Raw genomic sequence first — 11,303 nt, 5'->3', positions numbered from 1 at the left:
TCTCAGAAGCCTGTGTCAGAAACCGACGGCCAGGCGGTGGTACGCCTGGTTCCAGCGGATGCGGTCGGCGAAGCCGTGCGGCGTGGTGTCCTTGTCGATCACCAGCAGCTCGACGCCGAGCAGGTTCGCGAAGTCGCGAAGGGTTTCGGTGCCCACGGCCTGGGTGAGCACGGTGTGGTGCGGGCCGCCCGCGGTGATCCACGACTCGGCCGACGTCGACAGCGACGGCGCCGGCTCCCACACCGCCCGCGCGACCGGCAGGTTGGGCAGCGGCTCGTCGGGTACGACGACCTCGATCTCGTTGGCGACGAGCCGGAACCGGTCGCCGAGGTCGACCAGGCCGAGGGTGACACCGGGGCCCGGCTGGGCGTCGAACACGAGCCGGACCGGGTCTTCGCGGCCGCCGATGCCCAGCGGGTGGATCTCGCAGGACGGCTTCGCGGCGGCGATGCTCGGGCAGACCTCCAGCATGTGCGCGCCGAGGATCTTCGGCGTGCCCGGCCCGAAGTGGTAGGTGTAGTCCTCCATGAACGAGGTGCCCCAGTCGACACCGACGCCCATCGCCTTGACCGCGGCGAGCAGCGCGGAAGTCTTCCAGTCGCCTTCGCCGCCGAAGCCGTAGCCGTCGGCCATCAGCCGCTGGACGGCGAGCCCGGGCAGCTGGCGCAGGCCGCCGAGGTCCTCGAAGTTCGTGGTGAACGCGCCGAACCGGCCGTCGGTCAGGAACTTCCGCATCCCGGCTTCGATCCGGGCCGCGTACCGCAGCGAGTCGTGCCGCGCTCCCCCGGCCGCCAGGTCCGCGACAACGTTGTAATCCTCGGCGTACCGCGCCACGAGCGGGTCCACCGTGTCCTTTTCGGACACCGAATCGACCAGCTCGACGAGGTCGTTGACGCCGTAGGTGTTGACCGAGACGCCGAACCGGAGCTCGGCTTCGACCTTGTCCCCCTCGGTGACGGCGACGTCGCGCATGTTGTCGCCGAACCGGGCCAGCCGGAGGTTGCGCAGGTGGTCGGCACCGATGGCGGCGCGCGCCCACGCGTCGATCCGCGCGACGACGACCGGGTCGGAGACGTGCCCGGCGACCGTCTTGCGCGGCACGCCCAGGCGGGTCTGGATGAACCCGAACTCGCGGTCGCCGTGCGCGGCCTGGTTGAGGTTCATGAAGTCCATGTCGATGGTGGACCACGGCAGGGCTTCGTTGAGCTGGGTGTGCAGGTGCAGCAGCGGCTTGCGCAGCGCGTCCAGCCCGGTGATCCACATCTTCGCGGGCGAGAAGGTGTGCATCCACGCGATGACGCCGACGCAGGCGGCGTCGGCGTTCGCTTCCTGCAGGACCCGCCGGATCGACGAGGCTTCGGTCAGCACCGGCTTGCCGACGATCTCGGCCGGGAGCCCGCCGGCGGCGGCCAGGAGCTGCTGGATGCGCAGGGACTGGCCGGCGACCTGCTCGAGGGTCTCCTCGCCGTAGAGGGCCTGGCTCCCGGTGAGGAACCAGAGCTGGGGTTTCGACGCGCGGGTCATCGTTCTCCTTGAAATCAGTGCTGGCCGTAGACGTTCTGGTACCGGGCGTAGAGCCGGTCGACGTCCTCGGGCGGCAGGGGTTCGGGCGTACCGAGCTCGAAGGCCTTGTGCACGGTGCGGGCCACGTCCTCGACCATCACCGCGGCCTTGACCGCGTCCCGCGCCGTGCGGCCGACGGTGAACGGGCCGTGGTTGCGCATCAGCACGGCCTTGGAGCGGCTCGTGCGCAGCGTCTCGACGATGCCGCGGCCGATGGAGTCGTCGCCGATCAGGGCGAACGGCCCGACCGGGATCTCCCCGCCGAACTCGTCGGCGATCATCGTGAGCACGCACGGGATGGGCTCGCCGCGGGCGGCCCACGCCGTGGCGTACGTCGAGTGGGTGTGCACGACGCCCCCGACCTCGGGCATGTGCCGGTAGACGTAGGCGTGCGCGGCGGTGTCCGAAGACGGCGCCAGCTCGCCGTGGACCAGCTCACCGTGGAGGTCGGTGACGACCATGGTGTCGGCGGACAGGTCGTCGTAGGACACCCCGGACGGCTTGATCACCATCAGCTCGCGCCCGGGGACCCGGGCCGAGACGTTGCCCGCGGTCCAGATGACCAGCGCGTTGCGGGTCAGCTCGCCGTGCAGGTTCGCCACGGTCTCCCGCAGTTCCCCGACGGTGCCGAGGATTTCGTCGGTCAACGACATCAGGACCGTCCTTTCGCGACAGCCTTGGCAACGGCGCGGCGGCGCGCGGCGAGACGGTGCATGACATCGTTGCCGCCGCGGCCGAAGTAGTCGTGCAGCGTCGTGTACTCGGCGTACAGCTCGTCGTAGGCGGCGACGTGGGCCGGCACCGGCTGGAACACCGCGCGCCGGACCGAGCCCATCGCCGCGGCGGCGGCGCGGATGTCCGGGTGGGCCCCGGCGGCGACGGCCGCGTGGATGGCCGACCCGAGCGCGGGTCCTTGCTCGGAGCCGATGACCGACAGCGGGAGGTTCGTGACGTCGGCGTAGATCTGCATCAGCAGCGCGTTCTTCACGAGCCCACCCGCGATGATCAGCTCGGTGACCGGCACGCCGGCCTCACCGAACGTCTCGACGATCTTGCGGGTGCCGAACGCCGTGGCCTCCAGCAGTGCGCGGTAGACGTCCTCGGGGCGGGTCGCCAGGGTCTGCCCGACGACGACGCCGGACAGCTCGTGGTCGACGAGCACCGAGCGGTTGCCGCTGTGCCAGTCCAGCGCGACGAGCCCGTGCTCACCGATCTCCTGCCGGGCGGCCAACCGGGTCAGCTGCTCGTGCCCGTCCCGGGCGAAGTGGTCGGCGAACCAGCCGAAGATGTCGCCGACGCCGCTCTGCCCGGCTTCGTAGCCCCACAGCCCCGTCACGATGCCGCCGTCGACGACCCCGCACATGCCGGGGACCTCGCGCAGCTCGGCGCCGTTCATCACGTGGCACGTCGAGGTGCCCATGATCGCGACCATCTGCCCGGGCTCCACGGCGTTCGCGGCGGGCGCGGTCACGTGCGCGTCGACGTTGCCGACGGCGACCGCGATGCCTTCCGGCAGCCCGGTCCACCCGGCCGCCTCCGCGGTCAGGCCGCCCGCGCGCGAACCCAGCTGCCCCAAGGGGTGTTCCAGCTTGTCGGCCACGAAGGACTCGAAGCCCGGCGAAAGCTCGCGGAGGAAGTCGCGGCTCGGGTACTGGCCGTCCTGCAGGATGCCCTTGTACCCGGCCGTGCACGCGTTGCGGACGTACGTCCCGGTCAGCTGCCAGACGATCCAGTCGGCCGCCTCGACCCAGTGCCGCATCGCCGCGTAGACGGCCGGGGCCTCTTCGAACAGCTCGAGTCCCTTGGCGAACTCCCACTCCGAGGAGATCAGCCCGCCGTAGCGCGGCAGCCACTTCTCGCCGCGGGCGCGGGCCAGGTCGTTGATGCGGACGGCCTGCGGCTGGGCCGAGTGGTGCTTCCACAGCTTGACGTAGGCGTGCGGCTCGGCTTCGAACTCGGGCAGCTCGCACAGCGGCGTGCCGTCGGCGGTCGTCGGGACCATGGTGCACGCGGTGAAGTCGGTGGCGATGCCGACGACGTCGGCCGGGTCGGCGCCCGCGTCCCGCAGCGCCGCCGGTACGGCATTGCGGAGGACCCCGACGTAGTCCGCGGGCACCTGCAGCGCCCAGTCCGGCGGCAGTGCGCGGCCGGTCGCGGGCAGCGTCTCGTCGAGCACCCCGTGCGGGTACTCGAAGACCGCGGAGCCGAGCTCGGCCCCGTCACGGACCCGCACGACCACCGCGCGGCCCGACAGCGTGCCGAAGTCGACGCCGACGGTGAGTGGTTCTGCCACGGTGTCCTCTCCCTCCTGTTTGGTGACCGGGGCGCGGCGCGGGCGGCGGTCTGCGCGCCGCGCCCCGGAGTTCTAGCGGCCGGTCAGGACCAGGGTCGTCACGGAGTTCGCGGGCAACGTCAGCTTCGGCGTCGCCGCCAGCCCGGTGATCTCCCTGGTCTGCGGCACGATGGCGGTCGGCGCGGCGAGGCTGTTGCGCCCCGCCGGGTCGCCGGTGAGCGTGGTGAGCGTCCCGGTGCCGTCGACGGCGGTGACACCGGTGAGCGCGAGCCGCGCGGTCTGCACCTGGCCGGTCGGGTTGACGAGCTTGACCGTGAACGTCTTCCTTCCTGCCTTGGTGGTCACGTTCACCACCTGACGCAGCGGGCTGCCCTGGTTGAGGCGGCTGGTCACGATCTGCTTGCCGAGCGTGCTGGAGAACATCTGCTGCACCCAGTACGACGGCGACCCGTAGCTGCTCCCGGCGTCGAAGCCGATCAGGTTGACCGGCCAGTTGGACTGGTTCTCCTGGACCAGCACCGGCGCGTACATCGAGCCGATGACGACGTCGCTGTTGCGTTCGAGCCCGGTGAGGAACGCGGCCTCGCCGATGGCGGCGGCCAGGGTGCCGGTGGGCCGGCCGTCCTGGGCGCCGTATTCGCCGACGAGGATGTCCGGGCCGCTGCGGTCCGCCGTGTCGTAGCGGGTCGAGTTGTCGGTGAACCACTGCGGCGACTGGTAGTAGTGGTCGTCCGCGGCGTCCGGGCGCACCCCGGTCGACGTGCTCGACGCGGCCCCGCCCTGCAGGCCGCCGGTGGTGGCGATGACGGTCAGCTGCGGGTACTTCGCCTTGATGGCGTTGTACATGTCGGTGAAGCGCCAGGCGTAGCTGCCCGAGCCGTCGAACCAGTCCTCGTTGCCGACCTCGACGTAGTGCAGGTCGAACGCCGCCGGGTGCCCGTCGGCGACCCGCTTCGCGCCCCACGTCGTGGAGGCGTCGCCGATGGCGTACTCGATCTCGTCGAGCGCTTCCTGGACGTACTGCGGGTAGTCGGCCTGGTCGACGTGCTGGCCGTTCAAGGTGTAACCGGCGAACAGGGCCAGGAGCGGCTGGGCGCCGATGTCTTCGGACAGCTTGAGGTAGTCGAGGATGCCGAAGCCGTCGGTGGACCAGTAGCCCCACGCGGTGTTCTGGTGGCCGGGCCGTTCTTCCGGCTTGCCGATGGTGTTCTTCCACGCGAACCGCGTGTCGAGCGTGTTGCCTTCGAGGAAGTTGCCGCCGGGGACGCGGAACAAGCCGAGCTTCATCGCGGCGAGCTTCTGCCCGAGGTCGAGGCGGACGCCGTGGTTCTTGAACGTCGGCGGGAACAGCGACACCTGCTGGAACCAGGCGTCCCCGGCGAGTGTCTTCTTCCCCTTGTTGACCAGCGAGACGACGACCCGGTTGTCGGTGGACGTCGTGATCGTCGACGGCGTGGTGAAGCTGAACGTCTGCTGCGCCCAGCTCGCGCCGACCGGCTGGACGTCCTTGCTCGCCAGCACCGTGCCGTCCGGCTTCTCCAGGCTGACGCGGACGGCGCCGGTCCAGGTTCCGCGAGCGAAGAAGCTGCCGGTGTACTTCGTGGCCGGTTTCGCCGCGACGCCGTAGTAGCCGACGTTGGCGGCCGCCACGCGCCCACCGGCCGGGACCGCGTCGGCGTGCAGCTTCAGCGACCGGTCGAGCGCGGTGTTCAGCGGGGTCGCGGTGTCGATCGCGTAGGTGCCGGACGCACCGGCCGAGGTGAGCGGCGACCAGTACGGGACGGGCGTGTCGCCCGCGCCGCTGCCGCGCTGGTAGGCCTCCTTGAAGGTGCGGTTGCGGACCAGTTCGGCGTAGAGCCCGCCTTCGACGGAGTGGCTGATGTCCTCGAGGATCGAGCCGTAGGTCGTCGGGCGGGTGTTGGCGCGGACGACGTTGGCGTCCACGGCCAGCTGGTTGGCCCCGGCGAGAGTGCCGATCTGGGCCGCGGACAGCGGGAAGCGGCGCAGCTCGACCTCGTCGATCGCGCCCGTGAACCCGGTGCCGACCGTCAGGGGTGCCGTCGCGGTTCCGGAGGCCGGGCACGCGGAGACGTCCAGCGTCGTGCCCGCCGGCGTGCCGCAGGTGCTGGTGACCGCGGCCGCGTCGCCGTCGGCGTAGACGGTGAGCCGTTGCGAAGCGCGGTCGAGGACGACGGCGGCGTGGTGCCAGTTGCCGTCGGCGAGTCCGCCCCCGGTGGTGGTCACCTGGATGGTGCCGACGCGGGCGGTGAGCTTGCCGCCGGTCACGCCGAGCGCGTAGCCGTCGCCGTGGTCGACGAGCGTGCCGTCGGACGCCGTGCGGAACCACGCGGCCAGGGAGAGCGAGCCGGTGCCGGTGTCGAACGCGGGCGAGGCACCCATGTCCACAGTGGACTTGCCGTCGAGCTGGACGGCCTTGCCCGCCGCGCCCGCGGTCCAGGTGGCGCCGTGCAGGGTGCCGTCGGCCGCATTGGCCGAAGAGTCACGCGCGACCGTGCCCGCGCCTTCGTCGAAGTGCCACGAGCCGCTCGCCGCCAGCGCGGCGACGGCGGACGCGGTCAGCGGCGTCGGGTAGGCGCGGACGTCGTCCACTCCCCCGGCGAACCAGTCGGCCGGGCTGCCGGCCCACTTGCCGCGCCCGATGACCAGGTGCCCGCCCGCGGTCCACGGCGTGGTGAACGGGACGCTCTGCTGCAGGGTTCCGTTGACGTACAGGGAAAGCGTGCCGGCGGCGCGGTTGTAGACGCCGACGACGTGCTGCCACTGGTCGGCCTGCGCGGGCAGCGTCGAGACGGCCGCGGACGACGCCGTGTCGCCGTCCGCCACCCGGCGCGTGAACGCGAACCGGCCGTCGGCCGCGCGCTGGAGGTAGAAGCCGCTGATCGTCGAGCCGTCGACGCTCACGGCGGTCCGGAAGCCGGTGGCCGCCGTCGGCTTGACCCACGCGGACACCGAGAAGCTCTGCGCGGTGTCGACGACCGGGGCCGGGGCGTCGATCGCCGCGTCGGTGCCGTCCAGCGTGACGCCGTGCGGGCCGACGACGCCGTCGCCCCAGGTCGCGCCGCCGGTCAGGGTGGCGGTGCGCGCGTCGAGGGAGTCGTCGGCCGCGGTGGTGCCGGTGCCTTCGTCGAGGGTCCAGTGCCCGGCGATGGCCAGCCGGGCGGCGTCAGCCGCGGTCAGCGCGCCGGAGTACGCGCGGACGTCGTCGATCGAGCCGTCGACGTAGTCCACCGGGTTGCCGCCGTACTTGCCGCGGCCGATCACCAGGTGGCCGGTGCCGGCCCAGCCGGCGGGCGCGGCCACCGTGGCCTGCCGGGTGCCGTCCACGTACAACGACAGCGTTGACATCGCCGCGTCGAACACCCCGGTGAGCTGGTACCACTGGCCCGCGACCGGGTCGAAGTTCGCGCCCGCGACGACGCCGTCGGCCGGGGCGTCCCCGGCGAGGCGGGTGAAGGCGAACCGGCGCGAGTCGTCGCGGAACTGCAGGAAGAAGGTGCTGACCTGGGTGCCGTCGATGCTGACGAACGTCTGGAAGCCCGACGTCTTGTCGAGCTTGACCCAGCTGCTGACGGAGAAGCTCTTCGTCGTGTCCAGCACGGGCGCGCCGGCGTCGGCGAACCCGCTCGTACCGTCGGTCGTCAGAGCGCCGCCGCGGATACCCGGGCCCCAGCCCGCGCCGGAGTTCAAGGTCGCGGGGTGGTCCCCCGCGCTGTCGGCGGCGGTCGTGCCGCTGCCCTCGTCGAACGTCCAGTGCCCGGCGAGCGCCGGGTCCGGGTCGGCCGCGGCGGCCGTGACGGGCAGGGCGGCGAACAGGGTCAGGGCCGCGAGCACGGCCAGGATGCGCCGCATCATCGACGGCTCCCTCGGGTCACGAGGCGTTGCAGCACGATGAAGACGAACAGGAGAGCGCCGGTGATGATCGAGGTCCACCAGGAGTTGAGGGTGCCGTCGAAGGTGATCAGCGTCTGGATGATGCCCAGCACCATGATCCCGAGCACCGTGCCCAGCACGTAGCCGGAGCCGCCGGTGAGGATGGTGCCGCCGATGACCACCGCGGCGATCGCGGTCAGCTCGAGGCCGACTCCGTTGAGCGGGTCGCCGGAAGACTTGTACAGCACCAGAAGCAGCCCGCCGAGGGCCGAGCAGAACCCGCTGATCGTGTACACCGCGATCTTCGTGCGGCCGGTCTTGAGGCCCATCAGCATCGCCGACTGCGCGTTGCCGCCGATCGAGTAGACCGTGCGCCCGAACCGCGTGAAGGCCAGCACGTACACCGCGATCGCGACGACGACCAGGGCGGCCACCACGCTGATCGAGATGTGCAGCTCGCCGCCGAGCGGGATCTGCGTCTGGGCCAGGGTGGCGATCGTCGCGTTGTCGATCGAGTACGCCTCGGTGCTGATCGTGTAGCAGAGCCCGCGCGCGAAGAACATCCCGATCAGCGTCGCGATGAACGGCTGGATCTCGAAGAAGTGGATGAGCGCGCCCATCCCGGCGCCGAGCAGCGCGCCGACCACCAGCACCACCGCGATCGCGGCGTAGGCGGACCAGCCGTGCTTCTGCATCAGGTCGCCCGAGATCACTGTGGACAGTGCGACGACCGAGCCGACGGACAGGTCGATGCCGCCGGTGAGGATCACGAACGTCATCCCGACGGCGACCACGAGCAGGAAGGCGTTGTTGATGAACAGGTCGAGCACGACCTGCCCGGACCCGAACGCGTCGTAGCTCGACGCGCCGAAGATGTACGCCCCGATGAGCAACGCCATCGTCGCGAGGATCGGCAGGTGCCGTTGCCGCGGCCGGTACCCGCGGATGCGGTCCAGGGTGGTCATGCCGTGACCTCGACCTTCTCGGGAGCGGACTCCGGCGCCGGCTGCCCGGCCGGGGGTGTCCGGCGGCGGCGGAGCTTGCGGCGGAACGCGGGCGACTGCAGCAGGCACACCGCCAGCACGACCACGGCCTTGAACAGCATGATCGCCTCGGGCGGGATGCCGAGGGCGTAGACGGTGGTGGTCAGCGTCTGGATGAGCAGCGCGCCGATCACCGCGCCGCCCACCGAGAACCGGCCGCCGGTCAGCTGCGTGCCGCCGACGACGACCGCGAGGATCGCGTCCAGCTCGATGAACAGCCCGGCGTGGTTGGCGTCCGCGCTGTGCACGTTCGCGCTGATCATCAGCCCGGCGATACCCGCGCACAGCGCGCAGAAGACGTAGACGAGCCAGGTCAGCCGCGCCGACCGGAGCCCGGCCAGCCGGCTGGCCTCGGGGTTGCCGCCGACGGCCTCGACCAGCAGCCCGAGGGCCGAGCGGCGGACCAGCAGCGACGCGAGCACGAACACGGCCAGTGCGATGAGGATCGCGCTCGGCAGGGTCAGCACGAACCCGCTGCCGATCCATTCGTACGGAGCGGAATTGATCGTGATGATCTGGCCGCCGGAGATCAGCTGCGCGATCCCCCGCCCGGCGACCATGAGGATGAGCGTCGCGATGATCGGCTGGATGCCCAGCTGAGCGACGAGCCAGCCGTTCCACACCCCGAGCACCAGCGACAGGCCCAGCGCCAGCCCGACCGCGACGAGCGTCGCGCCGATGCCGTCGGGGTGGTCGGCGATCCACAGGCAGGCGAGCGAGCCGCTGATCGCGACGACCGCGCCGACCGAGAGGTCGATGCCGCGGGTGGCGATCACCAGCGTCATGCCGATCGCGATGAGGATCAGCGGGGCGCCGTTCTTCAGGATGTCGACGAGGTTCCCGTAGAGGTGACCGTCGCGCAGTTCGATCGAGAAGAACGACGGGCTCGCGATGAGGTCGCCCAGCAGCAGCGCCAGCAACGCCACCACGGGCCAGAAGAGCCGCTTCTTCGTCAAGCCGGTCATGCCTGCACCCCCTCGGCCATCGTGGCCATGACGTCGTCCGCGGTGAGCCCCTGGTTTTCCCGTTGCGCCACCACTTTCCGGTCGCGCAGCACCACGACGCGGTGGCTCAGCCGGAGCACCTCCTCCAGCTCGGCGGAGATGTACACGACGGCCATCCCGTCGGCCGAGAGCTGGGTGACCAGCCGCTGGATCTCGGTCTTGGCGCCGATGTCGATGCCGCGGGTCGGCTCGTCGAGGATGAGCAGCCGCGGCTCGGTGATGAGCCAGCGGGCCAGCAGGACCTTCTGCTGGTTGCCGCCGGAGAGGTTGCCGACCAGCGCTTCCGGGTCGGCGGGGCGGATGTCGAGCGTCTTGATGTACTTCTGCGCGATCTCGTCCTGGCGACGGCGCGACAGCGGCCGCGCCCAGCCCCGCGAGGCCTGGAGCGCGAGGACGATGTTCTCCCGGACGGTCAGCTCCTCGACGAGCCCCTCGGACTTGCGGTTCTCCGAGAGGAACGCGATCCGGTGGTCGAGCCCGGCGCGCGGGGTCCGCAGGGAAGCGGCGCTGCCGTCGATCTTCACGGCCCCGCTGTCGGCGTGGTCGGCGCCGAAGAGCAGCCGGGCCAGTTCGGTGCGCCCCGAACCCAGGAGCCCGGCCAGCCCGACGACCTCGCCGGCGTGGATGTCGAGGCTGAACGGCTCGACGCCGCCCTTGCGGCCGAGGTCCTCGGCGGACAGGAGCACCGGCGCGCCGGCGACCTCGGCCCGGGTGGGGCCGGACTCCTCGAGCGTTTCGAGGACCCGCAGCTCCTTGCCGATCATCTTGGTGACCAGGTCGACGGGCGTGATGTCCGCCGTGCGGTACTCGCCGATCAGCTTTCCGTTGCGCAGCACGGTCATCCGGTCGGCGACGGCGAAGACCTGGTCGATGAAGTGGGAGACGAACAGGATCGCCAGGCCCTGCTCGCGCAGGGACCGGACGACCTTCAGCAGCTGCTCGACCTCACCGGTGTCCAAACTGGACGTCGGCTCGTCGAGCACCAGCACCCGCGCGTCGACGTCGAGGGCGCGGGCGATCGCGACCAGCTGCTGGACGGCGATCGAGCAGGTGCTCAGCTCGGCCGAGACGTCCACGTGGACGTCCAGCCGGGCGAGGAGCTCCTCGGCCCGCCGCCGCATCGGGCCCCACTGGATGCGGCCGAAGCGGCGGGGTTCCCGCCCGAGGCAGACGTTCTCCGCCACGGACAGGTTCGGGCAGAGGTTGACCTCCTGGTAGACCGTGCTGACGCCGGCCCGCTGGGCCTCGCCGGGCCCGCTGAAGGCGACCTGCTCGCCGTTCAGCTCGATCGTGCCCGCGTCCACCCCGTACACGCCGGTCAGCACCTTGATGAGGGTGGACTTCCCGGCGCCGTTCTCGCCCATCAGGGCGTGGACCTCGCCGGGGAACATCCGGAAGGCGACGTCGTCCAGCGCGAGGACGCCGGGGAACTCCTTGCGGATACCGCTCATCCGCACCATGGGCTGCGGTTCAGGCATTTGCGTGCTCCGGGGTGGACGCGGGGGTCGG

At 71.2% G+C, this 11,303-nt stretch carries 7 protein-coding genes; all 7 read right to left on the bottom strand.

Translation table 11 applies throughout. The annotated features are described in order from the left end of the window. Positions 1 to 15: 15 nt before the first annotated feature. Positions 16 to 1,524: an L-arabinose isomerase gene (araA, locus tag ABZ342_RS16625; RefSeq protein WP_360473589.1), complete on the bottom strand. Its 1,509-nt coding sequence runs from the start codon at positions 1,522 to 1,524 to the stop codon at positions 16 to 18. A gap of 14 nt (positions 1,525 to 1,538) precedes the next feature. Continuing rightward, a complete protein-coding gene (locus ABZ342_RS16620; RefSeq protein WP_360473587.1) occupies positions 1,539 to 2,216 on the bottom strand; it encodes an L-ribulose-5-phosphate 4-epimerase in 678 nt (225 codons plus the stop codon). Then, positions 2,216 to 3,856 (bottom strand): ribulokinase, encoded by a 1,641-nt coding sequence (gene araB / locus ABZ342_RS16615; protein ID WP_360473585.1) that lies wholly within the window; start codon positions 3,854 to 3,856, stop codon positions 2,216 to 2,218. Before araB ends, ABZ342_RS16620 begins: the two co-directional genes overlap by 1 nt. A gap of 72 nt (positions 3,857 to 3,928) precedes the next feature. Beyond that, positions 3,929 to 7,729 carry a LamG-like jellyroll fold domain-containing protein gene (locus tag ABZ342_RS16610; RefSeq protein WP_360473583.1) on the bottom strand — a complete coding sequence of 1,267 codons (3,801 nt, stop codon included), beginning with the start codon at positions 7,727 to 7,729 and terminating at the stop codon, positions 3,929 to 3,931. After that, the gene (gene yjfF / locus ABZ342_RS16605) at positions 7,726 to 8,712 is read right to left on the bottom strand and encodes a galactofuranose ABC transporter, permease protein YjfF (RefSeq protein ID WP_360473581.1); all 987 of its coding nucleotides are present in this window, start codon (positions 8,710 to 8,712) and stop codon (positions 7,726 to 7,728) included. Before yjfF ends, ABZ342_RS16610 begins: the two co-directional genes overlap by 4 nt. Continuing rightward, positions 8,709 to 9,755: an ABC transporter permease gene (locus ABZ342_RS16600; protein ID WP_360473579.1), complete on the bottom strand. Its 1,047-nt coding sequence runs from the start codon at positions 9,753 to 9,755 to the stop codon at positions 8,709 to 8,711. The genes yjfF and ABZ342_RS16600 overlap by 4 nt, the downstream gene beginning before the upstream one ends. Next, positions 9,752 to 11,254, bottom strand: coding sequence for a sugar ABC transporter ATP-binding protein (locus tag ABZ342_RS16595; RefSeq protein ID WP_360473671.1), 1,503 nt, complete (start codon positions 11,252 to 11,254; stop codon positions 9,752 to 9,754). The genes ABZ342_RS16600 and ABZ342_RS16595 overlap by 4 nt, the downstream gene beginning before the upstream one ends. Positions 11,255 to 11,303 lie beyond the last annotated feature (49 nt).

This window comes from Amycolatopsis sp. NPDC005961 (genome assembly GCF_040629235.1).
GTDB classification, from domain to species: Bacteria; Actinomycetota; Actinomycetes; order Mycobacteriales; family Pseudonocardiaceae; genus Amycolatopsis; species Amycolatopsis camponoti.
The sequence above is the reverse complement of the archived record's forward strand: the minus strand, read 5'-3'. Positions and strand labels throughout refer to the sequence as shown.